Source organism: Pseudoflavonifractor sp. BSD2780061688st1 E11, from assembly GCF_005844125.1.
GTDB lineage: Bacteria > Bacillota > Clostridia > Lachnospirales > Lachnospiraceae > Sellimonas > Sellimonas catena.
The window spans coordinates 1-15427 of the sequence record NZ_SPHM01000013.1 but is presented as its reverse complement, the minus strand read 5'-3'; the positions used below and the strand labels follow the sequence as shown (position 1 = coordinate 15427).

The 15427-nt window shown below is 52.0% G+C and carries 19 protein-coding genes; 2 read left to right on the top strand and 17 right to left on the bottom strand.

The genetic code is table 11. The features are described from left to right. Positions 1–22: 22 nt before the first annotated feature. The 3 genes from FGQ85_RS07625 to FGQ85_RS07615 form a co-directional block, all read right to left on the bottom strand. Positions 23–1708 carry an ABC transporter ATP-binding protein gene (locus tag FGQ85_RS07625; protein WP_138373099.1) on the bottom strand — a complete coding sequence of 562 codons (1686 nt, stop codon included), beginning with the start codon at positions 1706–1708 and terminating at the stop codon, positions 23–25. A 14-nt stretch (positions 1709–1722) separates the two neighbouring features. After that, positions 1723–1962 (bottom strand): hypothetical protein, encoded by a 240-nt coding sequence (locus tag FGQ85_RS07620; protein ID WP_138373098.1) that lies wholly within the window; start codon positions 1960–1962, stop codon positions 1723–1725. Between the two features lie 110 nt (positions 1963–2072). After that, on the bottom strand, positions 2073–2720 hold the full coding sequence (locus FGQ85_RS07615; protein ID WP_138373097.1) for a TetR/AcrR family transcriptional regulator: 648 nt from the start codon (positions 2718–2720) through the stop codon (positions 2073–2075). Between the two features lie 175 nt (positions 2721–2895). On the opposite strand from FGQ85_RS07615, the gene FGQ85_RS07610 reads away from it, so the two are divergent. Beyond that, complete coding sequence (locus FGQ85_RS07610) at positions 2896–3255, top strand: helix-turn-helix transcriptional regulator (protein WP_138373096.1); 360 nt, start codon at positions 2896–2898, stop codon at positions 3253–3255. Positions 3256–3456: 201 nt separating this feature from the next. Here the strand turns inward: FGQ85_RS07610 and FGQ85_RS07605 are convergent, their stop codons facing one another. Both FGQ85_RS07605 and FGQ85_RS07600 read right to left on the bottom strand, forming a co-directional pair. Next, entirely contained in the window at positions 3457–4803 is a 1347-nt protein-coding gene (locus FGQ85_RS07605; protein ID WP_138373095.1) for a relaxase/mobilization nuclease domain-containing protein, read from the bottom strand. 141 nt (positions 4804–4944) lie between these two features. Next, positions 4945–5238, bottom strand: coding sequence for a CD1845 family protein (locus FGQ85_RS07600; protein WP_138373094.1), 294 nt, complete (start codon positions 5236–5238; stop codon positions 4945–4947). Positions 5239–5427: 189 nt separating this feature from the next. Between FGQ85_RS07600 and FGQ85_RS07595 the strand changes: the two genes are divergently transcribed. After that, positions 5428–6333 carry a hypothetical protein gene (locus FGQ85_RS07595; protein WP_138373093.1) on the top strand — a complete coding sequence of 302 codons (906 nt, stop codon included), beginning with the start codon at positions 5428–5430 and terminating at the stop codon, positions 6331–6333. A 47-nt stretch (positions 6334–6380) separates the two neighbouring features. Here the strand turns inward: FGQ85_RS07595 and FGQ85_RS07590 are convergent, their stop codons facing one another. The 12 genes from FGQ85_RS07590 to FGQ85_RS07540 form a co-directional block, all read right to left on the bottom strand. Next, positions 6381–6728 (bottom strand): plasmid mobilization relaxosome protein MobC, encoded by a 348-nt coding sequence (locus FGQ85_RS07590; RefSeq protein WP_138373092.1) that lies wholly within the window; start codon positions 6726–6728, stop codon positions 6381–6383. After that, complete coding sequence (locus tag FGQ85_RS18330) at positions 6725–6889, bottom strand: hypothetical protein (RefSeq protein WP_171027910.1); 165 nt, start codon at positions 6887–6889, stop codon at positions 6725–6727. Before FGQ85_RS18330 ends, FGQ85_RS07590 begins: the two co-directional genes overlap by 4 nt. Before the next feature lie 12 nt (positions 6890–6901). Next, a complete protein-coding gene (locus FGQ85_RS07585; RefSeq protein WP_138373091.1) occupies positions 6902–7510 on the bottom strand; it encodes a hypothetical protein in 609 nt (202 codons plus the stop codon). Between the two features lie 164 nt (positions 7511–7674). Continuing rightward, positions 7675–8043 carry a cysteine-rich VLP domain-containing protein gene (locus tag FGQ85_RS07580; RefSeq protein WP_087385717.1) on the bottom strand — a complete coding sequence of 123 codons (369 nt, stop codon included), beginning with the start codon at positions 8041–8043 and terminating at the stop codon, positions 7675–7677. Between the two features lie 177 nt (positions 8044–8220). Continuing rightward, the gene (locus tag FGQ85_RS07575) at positions 8221–9012 is read right to left on the bottom strand and encodes a DUF4366 domain-containing protein (RefSeq protein WP_138373090.1); all 792 of its coding nucleotides are present in this window, start codon (positions 9010–9012) and stop codon (positions 8221–8223) included. Positions 9013–9014: 2 nt separating this feature from the next. Then, complete coding sequence (locus FGQ85_RS07570) at positions 9015–9269, bottom strand: DUF4315 family protein (protein ID WP_087385715.1); 255 nt, start codon at positions 9267–9269, stop codon at positions 9015–9017. A 13-nt stretch (positions 9270–9282) separates the two neighbouring features. Beyond that, complete coding sequence (locus FGQ85_RS07565; RefSeq protein ID WP_138373089.1) at positions 9283–10989, bottom strand: C40 family peptidase; 1707 nt, start codon at positions 10987–10989, stop codon at positions 9283–9285. Further along, positions 10970–13240 (bottom strand): VirB4-like conjugal transfer ATPase, CD1110 family, encoded by a 2271-nt coding sequence (locus tag FGQ85_RS07560; RefSeq protein ID WP_138373148.1) that lies wholly within the window; start codon positions 13238–13240, stop codon positions 10970–10972. Before FGQ85_RS07560 ends, FGQ85_RS07565 begins: the two co-directional genes overlap by 20 nt. Before the next feature lie 46 nt (positions 13241–13286). Continuing rightward, positions 13287–13676, bottom strand: a complete 390-nt coding sequence (locus tag FGQ85_RS07555) for a PrgI family protein (RefSeq protein ID WP_138373088.1) — start codon at positions 13674–13676, stop codon at positions 13287–13289. Continuing rightward, on the bottom strand, positions 13651–14262 hold the full coding sequence (locus FGQ85_RS07550) for an MT-A70 family methyltransferase (protein ID WP_138373087.1): 612 nt from the start codon (positions 14260–14262) through the stop codon (positions 13651–13653). The genes FGQ85_RS07555 and FGQ85_RS07550 overlap by 26 nt, the downstream gene beginning before the upstream one ends. After that, on the bottom strand, positions 14259–15053 hold the full coding sequence (locus tag FGQ85_RS07545; protein WP_138373086.1) for a site-specific DNA-methyltransferase: 795 nt from the start codon (positions 15051–15053) through the stop codon (positions 14259–14261). Before FGQ85_RS07545 ends, FGQ85_RS07550 begins: the two co-directional genes overlap by 4 nt. Beyond that, positions 15043–15294, bottom strand: coding sequence for a hypothetical protein (locus FGQ85_RS07540; RefSeq protein WP_087385712.1), 252 nt, complete (start codon positions 15292–15294; stop codon positions 15043–15045). Before FGQ85_RS07540 ends, FGQ85_RS07545 begins: the two co-directional genes overlap by 11 nt. Positions 15295–15427 lie beyond the last annotated feature (133 nt).

Genomic DNA, 15427 nt, shown 5'->3' with positions numbered 1-15427 from the left:
CGGCTCCCCTTAAATGAAATGCCTATTTTTTCAGTTGGTAGAAATCATAAAATGCAGCGTGTTTTGCAATAAGAGTTTCAAATGTACCATGCTCAATGATTTTTCCCTCTGCCATAAAAATAATCTCGTCATACAGTTCAAGAATATCTTTACTCATATTGTGCGTGATTGTAAGTAGCGTTAAATCAGATATTGCTAATAACCTGCTTTCAATATCATAAGCAGTCTGCATATCTATTGCAGAAGTTCCCTCGTCTAAAATTAAGAGTGGTTTTTTACGGATTAAAGCCCTTGCTACGGCAATTCTTTGCTTCTGCCCACCGGAAAGATTAGCGCCATTTTCTCCGACATGATATTCAAGGCCGTTTGGTACTTGCTTGATAAAACTTGATAAACCACTATCAGATAAAGCAGACTGTAATTCTTTTTCGCTGTAATCTTCATGCAAGCAAATATTATCGAAAATACTTTCATCGAACATATAGACATTCTGATGAATGATCGACGACAGGGCAGTTATTTTATCAATATCCAAGATTGATAGACTGTCTGCGTCATATAGTACATTACCTGTGAAATCGGAATAATATCCGGCAATTAACTTAATAAGCGTTGATTTTCCGCAACCACTTTTACCAACAAAAGCATATTTTTTCCCTTTTTCAATGGATAGTGAAATACCGCCTATAACTTCATTTTCTTTATCATAAGAAAAGTGCAAATTTTCTACACAAATTGCATCATTGAAGGTAGGAGATTTTTTCGTACTTGCGTCTTGTTTCTCGTAATCTGAAAGTTGATTTAGCTTTTGTGCAATCGGCTTTATGCTTTTAATTTTTGGGATATTACTAAAAATAATTAAAAGGGGGTTGGCAAGGTTACTGCTTACCTGCACCATGCCTAATAACGCTCCTGCGCTGATGCGTCCAATGATAATGAAGTATGCCGAAAGAAAAACAACAACAACCTGAACAAGAAGCGCAAGTACCATAGAAACCGCTTCATTTGCGGCAATCGCTTTATCAACTGAATATTTTGCTTTTATCGTGTCCTCGTTACTTGCTTCAAATCGTGAAAGAACATAGTTTTTCATTCGGTAGGACTTGATAACTTCAAAACCGGATAACAGATCTTTTACATGGTTTGTAAAAACGGATAGCATATCAGAATACTTATCCTGTCGTTTGGAGAGTAGCCCTCCAAACAGACTGGGTACAATAAGCATAATGGCGATTGCGATAATCACGCATATCGTAACGATAATGTCAAAGTAGATCATTACAGCAAGGGACGCTATGAAAATAATCGTGTACTGGATAACTTGCAACATAGGAAGTAAATAGTTATCTTCTATCATTTTCACATCATTCGTAATTGCGGATAAATAATCCGCAGTATGATTTTTAGAGTAGTCCTCAATCGTGTGTCGCTCAATTCCTATAAAGGTTTTAGAACGGACAGCTTTCATAATCTTACAGACAAACTTTTTACTGAACAAAGATTGTAGGTACATGAATACTCCCATAAGCGCAAAGTAGACTAAAGAAAAGAGTAGTATTCTGATGAAGCCGTCCATATCGCCCATATCTACAATATCCATAACCTGTTGCAATAAGATAGCGATAAACACATAAGATAGGGAGCTGATTGCAGTAAATAACACGGTAAGGAACAGCAAGAGTTTGTATTGTTTCAAATAACGTATCATAAATTGGTTTCCTCCTATTTTCTGTTAAAGAGCAAATCGCAAACAAGTCCTACTGCGCCTAAACCAAACAAACAGGTAGCTGCTGATTTATAGCCTTTTTCAGATAAATGTGCAGCTCCTATCATCAGCCCAATTTCTGCCGCAGCAGATATAGACTTTGATACAATGCGGAATGAACGCTTTTCCCATGCCTTATTTGCAGCACTTTCAATTTTGTTTGCAGCGTTTTCGATTTTTTGATCTACATTAGACATAACAATCTCCTTTCATACATTAAGACGGTATGTATATCCCTAAAAAAATAATACCTTATGAACGAATGTATTGTTTGAAAATAAAACTGCCTTTTACAAGGCAATTTTATTTACTCACCTACATTTAGGTGTTCAAGGTAGTTCTTCACTATTCCGAAGATTTCATCGTCAATAATCGGTAGGTTCATACTGTCCAACAAATACTTGACAAAAGCAAACTTTGACAGCAGTTCCTCCTGTGTTGCAGGATAGACCGATGGAAGTAACCAAAAGTTTGTAAGCAACGGCAAAAGTTCAGAAAGTTCTTTTGCATACTTTGTCTGGATAGAACCGTCCTCTATTCCCTCTTGAATAAGCTGGAGCCAAAGGGGGGCGATCAATCTCCTATTTGTGTCAGCAAGTTCTGCTAATAGACGGGGATTTTTCAAAAGAGGAATACTTTGTTTTCCAATTTCTGTCCTCTCAATATCTGCATGGTTTAACTTTATGACCTCGCGCATTTTTTGCAACCCGTTTAAGTGCTTTTGCTTTTGTACGGTAACAAACGGATTGTTGTCAAAAAAAAGTTTCTCACCTAAAGCGTCAATAATTTCCTCTTTTGACTTGAAGTGATGATAAATAGCACCTTTAGTCAATCCACCGAGTTCATTTACAATATCTTGAATAGTTGTATTGTCATACCCTTTTTCCAAAAAGAGCCGCTGAGCCACATCTAATATTTTTTCAACCGTGATTTCTGGATATTTGTTTCGTGCCATGTGTCCACCTCATCTGAATAACATACTTCCAGTATGATTACATTATAAGCATTTTTTCAATTTCTGTCAAGATACATTCGTTCGGTATATATATGAAATTAAATAGTCAGTAGTATGAAATATGCAATCGTTCAAATAATAACACCTGAAATGTAAAATTACATTAGGTGATATTATGAAGATTGAGAGAGATGAACGACGATTTGATTTTCACGATATAGGGCTCGCCATCAAGCGGGCAAGGGAGGCCAGCGGGATGACGCAGGAGCAACTGGCCTATATTGTTGACCGGGCTCCGCGCACCATCATGTATAACGAGAATGACGGCCAGCACCCCAGCTTTAATACCTTTTATCAGATGGTGACAATGTTTGATATATCGGTAGATCAATACTTCTATCCGTCCAAGAATAAAGGGAGCGAGTGCAGAAAGCGCATTGACGCTATGCTTAACGCCCTGGACGAAAAAGAATTAAAAATTGTAGAAGCCACGATCCAAGCGATGAAAGCGGCTAAAGAAACGGAGGATGCGTAAAGAGAAACACGCGCCTCCGTTTTTTGCGCCATTTCCGGGGCTTGCACAAAACGGCAAGCAATTCGGGTGTGGCCACACTCCGAAATTTTTGCAGGCCGCAGGCCCGCAAAAATGCTTGTTGGGGAGCTCCCCAAACCCGCTGGACTTCGGGACAAATTGTCCCAAAGTCCCGGCGCAAGCGCCTGTTGGATGCGGCCCGGGCTAACGCTCCTGGGCCTTATTTTCCCGCCCGTCCGTATGACCGAGCAGATAATCAATGTTTGCCTTGACCGCAACGGCCTGCCGCATATCCGCCTGGGCTTTGCGGTACTCGGCATAGAGGGCCTTTTTCTTTTCGGAGAGCTCCCGGCGCTCCTTTTTCAGCGTGTCCATTTTTGGGAGTTTCGCCCCGCCTAAAAGATCATTCATGGCAGCTTTCGCCGCCCGGTATGCGGCCAGCTCCGCTTCATGCTGGGCCAGATATTTTCTGCTATACCGGGCCGCCTTATAGCCATCGAACACGGGCCGGGTTTTTGCAAAATCCACCGTAGCGCCCATGAGCTGTACTGTATGGGAGAGGATCGCTTCGGTTTCCCGAAGCTCCTCAGCCAGGGCGTGAAAGCGATCTACCGCCGCCTCGGTACTGGCCGCCAGTTCCTCATAGTCTGTGAGCTTATGCTCCTGGAGATATTGGAGCGCGGCGGCCATCTGTTTGAGGTTGTAAACTTTGGCCCACCGCGCATAGGCCGGGCCCTTGCCTTGTGCCATGCGCTCTTGAATATCAATAATCAGATTGACACGCCGGGACGGAGCTGGGCCGTCTTTCGGGAGCTCCGGGATCGGACGCTCCCCGGCAATCACCGCCCGGATGTCATCGGGATCAAAGCCTGGGCCCAGGACAGAAGCCCGCAGACGAGTGTACTTATCCTGCCCAGGAGCCAGGAACGAGATCACGCCGCCCCGTCCATGCTTCACCGCAAATCCGGACTCCTCCATAAGCCGCAGGAACGCCGGAAAGTCGGCGGGCTTTTTCCCCAGGGCCTCCACGATGGCCCACCGCACCCGCTGTTGTGCAGAGGGCGGCTTTTCCCCGATCCACTGGCCATAATGGAGAAAGCGGCCCTTGCTGTGCTGTTTTGGATTTTGGATAACAGACAGCTCATGCTCGATGCACACCCGGTCAGAGAGCCGCCGCACCGCAAAGCTGGAGCCGATGAAGTTATGAAACTTCCGGGAGCAATCCTGGGCCGTGGAATTATAATAAATGTGATTGTGAATGTGGCCCTTGTCGATGTGGGTACAAACGAAAAACTGGTACTTGCCCTTTGTCCAGCGCATGGCCGTTTCATAGCCGATTTTGTTGGCCTCCTCCGGCGTGACCTCACCGGGAGGAAACGCCTGCCGGATCTGAAAGAACAGGGCCCCGCGTTCCACAGCCCGGCCCGTTTCCGCCTGGTACTGGCTTTTGGTCAGAAGAAACTCAGCGGGGGCCGATGCCGGATCGCAGAGGTAGGAAGACACAGCTCCTATCTTTTTCGGATTGAGCCCGTAGGCAAACCGATCTTCCATCGTCTGGACAGCAGTTTTTCCTGCCGCTACCTTGTAGGGCCGGATGTAAGTTGTAGCGATAGTCGCGCCTCCTTTCTGAAAAAAGACGGCGGCTGTGCTCCAGCCGCCGCAAAGGACTTCGGGACAAATTGTCCCAAAGCATCATCCCGCAATAAATGTCTTTAACGAGTAGTTGAGATCATCCAGCTTGCAGACCAGCCACTCGGCTGCGGCGGGCAGGCCGAAAGGAGAAAGCAGAAAAGCAAGCACCAGCCCGGTGCTCCCCCATTGTGGATTGCTCTGAATGAACAGCTCGAACAGGCCGCACACTGCAAGAATAAGGGACAGGATACCAAGAACCCAGGACGCAAGGGAAACGCTGAAATTGAGGACTGCGACAATCAGCGTAAGAGCCAGCACAGCAGGAGCCGCGATGATTTTCAGAATGATCCGCATAGCTTGATACCTCCTTGTTTTTGTTGATGGTCTACCTCTATATGACTATTATACCTCTGTCCCGGAGGGACAACAAGGATGCCTCCGGCTTTCAGCACCTCGGGACAAAGTGTCCCGAAGTATAATCCCATCGTAAAAATGTAAAATTTGTGCTATTCTATATTTAAGAAAAAAGAAAGGGTTGGTTTTATGAGAATGGGTGAAGGTAGGGAAACCTTCAATAGGCTTCTAAATTGGGATAGAGGACAAGCTCCTTCGGAGCGTTTAGCCGCTATCATATTATCCAATGAGGGCTTTATGGGAATTGACCCCTCACATCCGTTAGGTGGTAAAGACGGACTAAAAGATATGACTCTATCCTTCGAAGGAAAACGGTGGATTGGAGCTGTATATTTTCCGCGCGGCCAGCAAACATTTACGGTTATAAAGGACAAATTTATTCACGACCTAGATGGCGTAAAAGCCAATGGTGCAAAGGGCCTGGTTTTTGTAACAAATCAAGAATTACGCCTTAATGAAAGAAAAATTTTATCTGAGCTGGCCCCTAATATTGATATTCAAATATATCATTTGGAAAGAATTGCATCTTTACTGAATACACCTTCTTTCTACGGAATCAGAATGGAATTTCTGGATATTGAAATGAGCAAGGAAGAACAATTATCTTTTTTTGCCGATAAAGAACAACGCCTTATAAGGATGGAAAACATTTTAGAGCGAATGGTTAGTGGTCTGGATGAATACAAGGCATTAGACAAATCTGTTTCGACAAAATTAGAGACTGATGACGATGAGCCTGAAGAATATACGATTGAACCGCGCACGATGGACGAAGTTGCAGAAGCAGCGTATCAGTTCGTAGAAAAAATTTGGTTTGATCGCCATCTATCGTTAAAATATAAGGTTGAAAAGGGTATAGAAACTGTCGATCCTCAAATTTGGGAAGGTGCATTAAAGTCTGCTGAAAAAATGATACAGAAATATGGAGAGGAAAACCTCGGGCCTTATAGTGATTTTGAATGGGGAATGTTAAATGGAAAACTATCGGCACTTAGGTGGGTATTAGGCGAAGATTGGGATATGCTTGATACATAAAAATAACGCGGGGAAATATGGGCATATACCCCTTTCCCCGCATTTTGTCATAGCTCCACAATAGCAGACAGCTTTTTCAAAAGATCGGACAATGGCCCCCACAGCTTTTCATAGTCCCGTTGCAGGGCTTTGATTTCCTCGGGATAGATCCCGCCGTAGGTGTTGGCCTGGATTGCCACTTGATTGAGATTGTTTGAGCACCGCCGCTGGAGCGACACCAGCTCACGGACGGGCGAAAGGTCAACATGGAGCACATACCCATTCAACGCCATTTTCCGCATATAGGCCCCCATGTTTCGGATGCCCGCCTCGGCCATGCGTTCCCGGATCAGCGCCTGCTCCTCCTCCGACACCATCACATGGAGATTGATCGGGCGGCGGCGTTTCTTTGTCATCGTTCCTCCCGTTCCAGACTGCGGCTGGCCCGGGGCGGCTCCTTTACCTTGTCTAAAGGCTTCTCCCGCTCCCGGGGGCTTGCGGGGATCGGAGCATGAAATTCCCGGTAAAGTCGCATGGCCTCCTGGTCGGCAAGCTCCTGTTCTCGCTTTTTCTCCATAACACAGACCTCCTATCTATCGTCCCGGCTGGGACTTTTCTTTTCCGGCGCATCCGGGGCCCGCTGTTCCCGGGCCTTGCGTCCGGCCTCTTTCATCTGCTCGGCAATCGGCGGCTTCTTTGCCGCACCGCGCTCCGGCACAGGTTCACGGCCTTCGGGATTGTCATGGGCGGGCCGCAGCTCATAATCGGCCATCTGCTTTTCTGTCAGCGGGTGGAGATACCAAAGCTCACCCCATGCCCGGAATGACTCGCCCTCCACAGGTTGGCGGGTATTGTAGTTGAGATGAGCCACAGGCAGGTTGTCCTTCGGGCGGGGATAGGTAGCTATATCCACGGGCCGCTGGGTTGAATAATACTTGAAAAAATCCGGGCCGGAGGTTTCCAGCCGGGAAACGCCATACTGCTTTTCATAGCTGAACACGCGGCGGTTATAGTCCCCGATGGCTTCACATTCCTCGTTGAAGTAATGGCCCCAATAGTAGTCTCGTTTCCCGCCCTCCTGGGTAAACTGCCAGGTCACAAAGGGATTAGGGGCCTTGAAATTTTCTCCCATCGCAAAGCCCCGGCCATTGTCAAACAAAACAGACTGCCGGATCACATAGCCTTGATTGTTTTCCAAAGTAGCACCTCCTTAAAAAGCGGGCACTTCGGGACAAATTGTCCCAAAGCGCCACAGCATAAATGTTGACAGCATCCGGGTCGAAATGGGGCAGGCCATACTCTGATACGGCCCGCCCCAAAACAGCCCCCGGAAAGCCTTGATACAAGCGGGTTTTAAGGGGCCTAATTGTCAACACCCCAGCCCCGCTTTTTCCGCATATATTCCCTCTGCTGGCGGCGGTGGGCTTTCTTTGCACAGGCCGCCGAGCAGTACGCCTGCCGCCGATCCGGGGGAACAGGCCCGCCGCAGACCGGGCAGACCTTGAAATCCGGCCTGGGCCCTTCGGTCAAGAGAGCTGCCTCCAGCGCCGGATCAAGGGGCAGGACGGCCTCCCGGAAATAGCGGCAGTATGCGCCCGTCCAGCATTTCCCCAGCATATAGCACTCACAGTCCAGCGGCAGACACCCGCACTCCCGGTCATAGTTGGCGCACCATTTTACCACAAGAGAGCGGATGGCCGCTTTTTCTTCCCGGGTAAGTTCGCGGGACATCGCCTCACCTCCCGCCAGCCGGGGCTTTCAAAAGTTCCCGGTAGCAGGACACACAGCGGATGCCCCGCCAGTAGGGACACCCAGAGCACCGGGAGCCCCTGGGCGGCTTTGCCGGGGCCGGAGCCTGGGGATGGGGCTTCTGCTTCATCATTTTTTCAAAGGGGCTGTTGGTAAACCTCACTTGTCAGCCTCCTCTCCGCCATCGTCCTCCTCGTCCCAGGGCGGGCCGTCATCGTCCTCGTCCCCGTAGGGTTCCTCGCCGTCATAGCCGTCCAGCTCCCCGCCGTAGTCCTCCTCGGGCTCGGCGGCTTTTTGGTGTTTCGGGCGGTAAATCTTAAAGTACCAGCCAGCCCCGCCTCCGATCACCGCCACGGCCAGCACCAGCAGAAGCATCCCCATATTGCCGCCAGTTTCCGGCTCGGCCTCCTCCGGGGCAGGTTCCTCCGTTTCCTCCGTTTCCACGGGTTCCGGCTCAACGCCCGCACATTCGGTCATATTGATGGAGCAGACCGGGCAATCCGTATTGACAGCCCCCGCCGCGCATTTTTCAGAGCAGGAGCAGGTGGCCTGTTCCACCCCGGCAGCCTCCGCCGCAGCCAGCAGATCGGCCTCGTCCGTCATGCTCAAAAAGTAGGTTACATACTGCTCGCCCTCCTCGTCCACGGGCTTGTCGTAGTCAATGACAATGTAAAAGGTGTTTCCGCCCGCCGTCTGCACCGTGATAAACTGCTTGTTGGTGTACTCGTCATAGAGCAGATCGCGGGTAACAAGGTTGCCCTCCTCCGAGAAGCCCTCGCCCGGTTCGATGGTGGGCTCCGGCTCCGGGGCCGTGGTTTCCTCGGTCATGGTGGGATCGCCATAGTTTTCGCCCTCACCGCCGTCTGCATAGGCAAAGGCCGGGACAGCGCAAACGCCGCATAAAAGAACGGCGGCACAGAGCGCCGCCGTCAAAGACTTCCATCGTTTCATATTCAGTTTTCCTCCTTCCCGCCGGGCTCGGACTTCGGGACACTTTGTCCCAAAGTACCATCGCCCTTCAGCTTTTCAAACAGCAGAGGGAGCTCCGCCAGGGGGATGCTCATGCCCCGCACAATATCCACGATCTCGCTGTTTTCCGCCTCCAGCTTTTTCTGCTCCAATTCTTTCAGCCGGGCCTGCTGTTCGCTGATTTTGGCCTTGACCTTATCAATCTCAGCCTGGATTTTCATGCTTTTTGCCGTTGCCATGTATAACCTCCAATCATGGTAAACGCCCGTAGGCGTAGAAATGAGACTGCCAGTAGCTTGTATTTAGGTTCGCGTAACCGATGGGATCTCCACAGTGGAGCATCTGCCCGTCACCCACATAAATCCCACAATGGCTCACCCCCGGCGTATCATAAGTGCCCTTGAAAAAGACGAGATCGCCGGGTTGCGGATTGCTGGTCGGCGTACAGATGTTATAGAGCCCCTGGGCCCCCAGGCGGCCCACATTCCAGCCGGAGTGATTGATTACCCAGGACACATAGCCCGAGCAGTCAAAGGATGTGGCCGGACTGGAGCCACCCCACACATAGGGATAGCCGATATATTTCTCGGCCTCGGAGAGAATGGCGGCAAATGTTTCGTCATCCAGATACTCCCGGGGCACCTCGTACCCTTCGGGCGGTTCGGTGTACTTGCCGACATACTCGGAGCCGGGGAACAAATCCGGGCGGTTTCCCAGCGTTGCCATATAGATGGCATATCGGGACATCTGATCCTCGCTTAACAGGTAGACGGGCAGATGGGACAGGTTTTTGTTTTCCAGCGTCACATAGCAGATATAGTAATTGTAGGGAACCTCCACCTCGTAATCGTTGCCCTCGCTGTCGGTGCGGGTTTCCGTCCGGTAGCGTACCTCCACCACCACATCCTCGGTCAGAATGTACTGGCTGTCAAAGAGCGTTTGCAGAGAGCCCTCCACCTGGTCAAGCGTCCACTGTCCTTCATGGAGCGAACACAAAAGGGAAAGAAGCACATAGGGATCATGCTCAATTTCGTCCAGGTCGAAGTGGTACTCGTCATAGTCGTGGGTGCTTTCGTAGCTGTCCAGATAGTCCGTAAGCTCCGCCTCCAAACCACAGTAGGCGGCTTCGGCTCCCAGCATATCCCCGTCCTCACAAGGATAGGTGCTGGCCCCCACCGCGCCGATGGTGCTGTTTCCCAGCGTAACAAGAGAAGAAGAACAGGACTGCATCACCAGCACAAGCAGGACGCAGGCCAGAGCCAGCAGACAGCCCACGGGATGGCGTTTGACAAAGCCCACCGCCCGGGCCGCCAGCTTTTCTGTGGTAACAGCCGTTTTCCCGGCGGCCTGGGCTCCGTGTTTGGCAGCCTCCTTTGCCTGCTTCTGGTATCGCCTGCGGAGCCGCCGCTTCTGCCAAAAACGAGACAAGGCGTTTTTGGAGAGCTCCGGGTGTTCCTGGGCGGCGGTATGAAAGTGATAATCCGCCGTGGCCTTGATATACCGGGACTCCGCCTTCTGAACCGCTTTCGCCGGATGTTCCCGGATTTTCCGCTTCACAAACCGGGAGCCATGCCGCAGGGCAGACTCGCCCACAAGCTCGGAGCGGTGGGCCCCTTCGATGCCCACATTCTCATGCTCGTTTTCGTAAATCTTCCCATGCACAAAGCTGTGGGCGGAGCCGCTGGCCACCCGGCCCACACGCCTCACTGGGCCCGGCTTTTTGGGCGGCTTCTGTTTTGCCAGCTTTTCCTTTGCCCGATCCAGCTTTTCCCCGCGCTTTTCCATGCGGAGTTTGGATGCCGCCGCTTTCTCCTGGTTGCTTTTCTGCCGGAATTTTGACTTTGGGACACTTTGTCCCGAAGTGCCCCCGGCGCTTTCTGCACCAGTTCCGCCCGGATCGGCGGCCCCAGCCGCCTCCCTGGGCCCTGGGCCCGCGTTGTTATTCGGTTTTCGTTTCATTCTTCACATCCTCCGGGCGGGTAGTCAGCAGGTTATAAATCTCACCTTTCGGGAACCGATCCACAAAGGGGATGGTCACATTCCCATAGAACAGCAGGCCCTCGCCGGAATTGGAGTGGGTGATGTAGGAAAGCTGATGCTCGGAAATGCCGAGCTGTTTTGCAAGGATTACCCGGTCGCTTTGGGCCTGGGACAGCAGGATCATAAAATCCGTGTTGTCGAGAATGTTCTCAATCTCCCGGCTGGCCAAAAGGTCTTTCACATTCTGTGTAAGTGCGCTGGGGACACAGCCCTTCTTGCGGAGCATTTTCCAGACCGCAACAAAGTAGCTGGCGGTCAGAGGATCGCGGAGCAGGACATGGAACTCGTCAAAGTAGCACCAGGTCGCCACGCCCTCCCGGAAGTTGGTATCCACCGCCTGGGAGACAAACTCGTTTGTGATGTGCATGGCAATCTTGCGGAGATTTTCTCCCATGTTCTTGAGCACGATGCACACCACCCGGCTGTCCGTTTTTACATTGGTCGGATGGTTAAAGAGATTGAGAGAGCCCGTACAGTAGAGCTCCAGGGCCGTTGCTACCCGGCGGGCCTCCGGCTCCGGCTGTTTCAAAAGCTCCTCGTACAAGTCCTGCAACAGCGGCGTTTTTTCCGTGGCAATCCCCAGGGCCTGCTCCCGGTAGACCAGCCGCACACAGCGGTCAACCACCGTTTTTTCGATGGGCTGTAAGCCGTCCTTGCCGCCTACCACCAGCTCACACAGGGAAAGCAGGAAATCCGCCTTCATGGAGAGCGGGCTTTCCCCGGCGGTCATATTGAGCTCCACATCCATCGGGTTTAAGTGATGGGGGCTGTCCGGGGCGATCTCGATTACCTGGCCGCCCAGCCTGCGAACCAGCGGGGCATATTCCCCCATCGGATCGACAATCAAAATCCGATCCTGGGGGATGGCAAGGAACACATTTAGGAGCTCCCTTTTTGCGGCAAAAGATTTTCCCGAGCCGGTAGAGCCCAGGTAAAGACCGTTGGCCGACTTCAGCTTTTTGCGGTCAGCCATGATGACATTGTGGGAAAGGGCGTTCATGCCGTAGTAGAGGGCCTGCCCAGCCATCCGCAGCTCCCTTGTCATAAAGGGAATGAAAATCGCCGTGGAGCTGGTAGTCATGCCACGCTGGATCTCCACCTCGTTATAGCCGAGAGCCAGCGAGGACACAAAGCCCTGTTCCTGTTGCCAGTCAAGACGCTTTAAGGAGCAGTTGTATTTCTGCGCGATGCCGCCCACAGTAAAAACATCGTTTTCCAGCCGCTGGCGGGTGGGGGCAAGGTTTACCACCGTGAAAGTGAGCAGGAACATCCGCTCGTTGCGGGACTGGAGGTCAGCCAGAAGCTCCGCCGCGTCCTTGCTGAATGTGATGAGGTCGGGCGGGAGAATGTCGGGATCGTACCCGGCTCGCACCGCCTTGCGCTGTTCCTCCACCTTCATTTTACCGATGTCGGAAATTTTTCCCTTGATGGTCTTAATGGCCTTGAGCTGATCCACCGTCTGAATATGGAGCGTAACCGTCATTTCCGCATCCATCTCCAAAATCTCCGCAAGGAGTTTGTCAGAGAGTTCGGACGCTAAAATCTGCAAGTAGGACACCGCGCCCCAATACTGGCCGATCCGAAACGAGCGGGACTGCCTAAAGTCGAAGCTGTCCGGGGCGATAAAGTCCTTTGTGCCGAGCCCGGTCTGCGGAATGTCCTTCCACGAAAAGCGGAACGGCTCTCGGTTTCCCGGGTGCATCTGGCTGTGGAGCAAGGCCAGCCTTGCCCGCCCGTCCATCGGCTCACAGGGAACGCCCAGCCGCTTGAAGTTGCCCATCACATCGGCCTCCACGCGCTCCAGGCGGGGGCGGGCCTCCGCGATCCCTTCGGCGGGTATGCCGAAAGTGATGTATTTGGAGCGTTCAATGCCGTTGTTGCTTTTGGCGATCTGATTTTTCAGCATCCCTGTAAATTCCTCCCGGACGCTGTTAAAATCATCATCCGCCTGGGGAATGTTTACCTTATAGCGGCTCCTGGAATGGGAGCGGCGGTTGATAAAAGAAAGCTGGAACGGCAGAGTGCTGTCAAAGTAGTTGAGGAACGAGCTCCAGCCGCCGAAAATAGCCGTCTGATCCTCGGTGCTTGCCACGGAATAATTGATGTCCTCATATTCCACCGTCTTTGTATAGAGCCCGCCCGGGAGCTTGCACACCCCGTCCGGGTGCATCGCCAGATAAGGAATAGTCTGCTGGACGGACAGGGCCGCCCGGCTGTTACCCCTTCCGGGGCTGTTTTTGCTGTTTGCCTTTCGCAATCGCATCCTCCTTTCTCACAGCGCTCCGCCCGGTAAACGGGGCGTAAATGTTTTCTGTCTGATAATGCCGAACCCCGGGCCGCAGGAATTTGGCCCGAATGATGTTGTGCACCACCTTTTCAAAGGGGAGCCCGTCTTTTTCGTACATCGCCAGCAGGAACGCCGGGAGCATGACGGCCAGCATTAAGAACATGGCTCCGGTATTTCCGAGTGGCTCCCGGGTCAGCAGGTAGGACGGGATGCCGATGGCCGCCGCCCCGCCAAAGCAGATAAGCTGGCGCTTTGTCAAATTGAACGCCATCTTCGTTTTGATTTTGGATAAGTCATTCGGGACATTTACATAGGGCATGAGAAACCTCCTTTCTCGCCCCGGAGACTTCGGGACAATTTGTCCCAAAGTCCGGGACGGTGCTTTCTACCTCATTTCCCCACACATCCCAGCCGGGCGGCGTCTGTCTTGCGAACAGCTCCACCCGGGGCAGATCGCCCATAAGTGCAACAATCTTTTCCCGGGCCTCGTCCGGCTTTTTGCTGTGGGCTTCAATGGGGGAAATGATAAACTGGTGGATATTGGCCGCCTGCCGCTTCGGATGCCCTTTCGTTGCCAGCAGGCAGACCTCCGCATTTCCCCTCGTCCAAAAGCCCAGGCCGTAAAACCAGCTATCGGCCTTCCTGTTTTTCTTCAGCCAGACGAAAGCCACGGACTTATACTGAAAGCCCCACGCCTTAATCAGCCGCAGAGCCTCGGGGAGCTGGGGGAAAGTCGCCCACAAAAAAAGCGCACTGTCCGGGGCGGCCAGATCCGCCACCGGGAGCGCACATAACTCGTCAATCCCCATTGTGGGATAATGATTTTCCGCCGCCCCCTGTACCTTGCTCCGCTGGTACTGCCAGGGAGGATCGGCGTAAATGATAGAATAGTCTCCGATAATCAAACTCCTTTCTCCCCGGCCTCCACCGCCGAGCGCGCCACGCGGATGCGCTCACTGGCGGCGGCGTAAAAGGCCGGAGCCGTTTCAAAGCAGACGAAGCTGCGGCCCGTGTTGAGGGCGGCAACAGCGGTTGTGCCGGAGCCCGCGCAGATGTCGGCCACCAGCTCGCCGGGCCGGGTGTAGGTCTTGATGAAATACTCGCACAGCTCCACTGGCTTTTGCGTGGGATGGATGCCGCCCGTTACCGTAGGGACAAACAACACATTTCCCGGATAGCGCCGCCCATCGCTGGACTCGGAGCTCTGCCGCTCGAATTTTCCATAGTTCGGGCTGGTGCCGCTGCGGGCATGGACACGGCTGTACGGCTTGCCGTAAGTAAACTGCGGATTGTAAAGTGGGGCTTTCTGATAGAACACCAAAATATTCTCCGACTTTTTCAGCGGAGCCCGGTTTGCATTGAGAAATCCCGTCCCACGCTCCTTGTACCAGATCCACTCATAGCGGAGCATGGAGAGGTTGGAGGCCCCCAGCACCTTGTCATAGGGGCATTGAGCAAAGAACAGCACCGCACCCTTCGGCTTGACAGCCCATTTCACCGCCTCCCACAGCTCCGGGAGCGGCAACGGCACATCCCAAAAGTTGCGGGTAGTGCCGTAGGGCGGATCGGTCAAAAGCATATCCACCGAATGACGGGGCAGGGAGCGCAGGCCCTCGATGCCGTCCATCAGAAACAGCCCCTCTGGGCAGTCCGGGGACTTCGGGACACTTTGTCCCAAAGCCGCCTTATCGGTCATCCCTTGCCTCCTTGCCCTTTGCCGGGACAGGGCGGGCAGCGTTTTCACGGGCGGCCTGCGCCCGCCCTTCGGCTAACTGCTGGGCAATCGTCTTTGCGTCATCCCTTCCGCCCAGCAATTCCCGCTTTTGTAAAATGGCCTCCGTTTCCGCCATAAAGCGGGCAACATCCGCCTCGTTAAAGTCCTCCGGCGCTTTTCCATACCACAGGCGCGTCCCGTCGGGCCCATATCTTCTCGGCATATAACACCCCTTTCTTTAATGAGCTCCAAAAATTTTAGACCGACATCGGTCTAACGTATTTAATGCCTCGTAAAAAATAAGACCGATAAATTCTGCTGAAGCCGGTTTTTACACCATGTTTAGCAAGAAAGTA

Coding starts and splice junctions, on each gene's coding strand:
- FGQ85_RS07625 (WP_138373099.1), bottom strand. CDS start 1,708: ATGATACGTTATTTGAAACAATACAAACTCTTGCTGTTCCTTACCGTG.
- FGQ85_RS07620 (WP_138373098.1), bottom strand. CDS start 1,962: ATGTCTAATGTAGATCAAAAAATCGAAAACGCTGCAAACAAAATTGAA.
- FGQ85_RS07615 (WP_138373097.1), bottom strand. CDS start 2,720: ATGGCACGAAACAAATATCCAGAAATCACGGTTGAAAAAATATTAGAT.
- FGQ85_RS07610 (WP_138373096.1), top strand. CDS start 2,896: ATGAAGATTGAGAGAGATGAACGACGATTTGATTTTCACGATATAGGG.
- FGQ85_RS07605 (WP_138373095.1), bottom strand. CDS start 4,803: ATGGAAGATCGGTTTGCCTACGGGCTCAATCCGAAAAAGATAGGAGCT.
- FGQ85_RS07600 (WP_138373094.1), bottom strand. CDS start 5,238: ATGCGGATCATTCTGAAAATCATCGCGGCTCCTGCTGTGCTGGCTCTT.
- FGQ85_RS07595 (WP_138373093.1), top strand. CDS start 5,428: ATGAGAATGGGTGAAGGTAGGGAAACCTTCAATAGGCTTCTAAATTGG.
- FGQ85_RS07590 (WP_138373092.1), bottom strand. CDS start 6,728: ATGACAAAGAAACGCCGCCGCCCGATCAATCTCCATGTGATGGTGTCG.
- FGQ85_RS18330 (WP_171027910.1), bottom strand. CDS start 6,889: ATGGAGAAAAAGCGAGAACAGGAGCTTGCCGACCAGGAGGCCATGCGA.
- FGQ85_RS07580 (WP_087385717.1), bottom strand. CDS start 8,043: ATGTCCCGCGAACTTACCCGGGAAGAAAAAGCGGCCATCCGCTCTCTT.
- FGQ85_RS07575 (WP_138373090.1), bottom strand. CDS start 9,012: ATGAAACGATGGAAGTCTTTGACGGCGGCGCTCTGTGCCGCCGTTCTT.
- FGQ85_RS07570 (WP_087385715.1), bottom strand. CDS start 9,269: ATGGCAACGGCAAAAAGCATGAAAATCCAGGCTGAGATTGATAAGGTC.
- FGQ85_RS07565 (WP_138373089.1), bottom strand. CDS start 10,989: ATGAAACGAAAACCGAATAACAACGCGGGCCCAGGGCCCAGGGAGGCG.
- FGQ85_RS07560 (WP_138373148.1), bottom strand. CDS start 13,240: ATGCACCCGGACGGGGTGTGCAAGCTCCCGGGCGGGCTCTATACAAAG.
- FGQ85_RS07555 (WP_138373088.1), bottom strand. CDS start 13,676: ATGCCCTATGTAAATGTCCCGAATGACTTATCCAAAATCAAAACGAAG.
- FGQ85_RS07545 (WP_138373086.1), bottom strand. CDS start 15,053: ATGACCGATAAGGCGGCTTTGGGACAAAGTGTCCCGAAGTCCCCGGAC.
- FGQ85_RS07540 (WP_087385712.1), bottom strand. CDS start 15,294: ATGCCGAGAAGATATGGGCCCGACGGGACGCGCCTGTGGTATGGAAAA.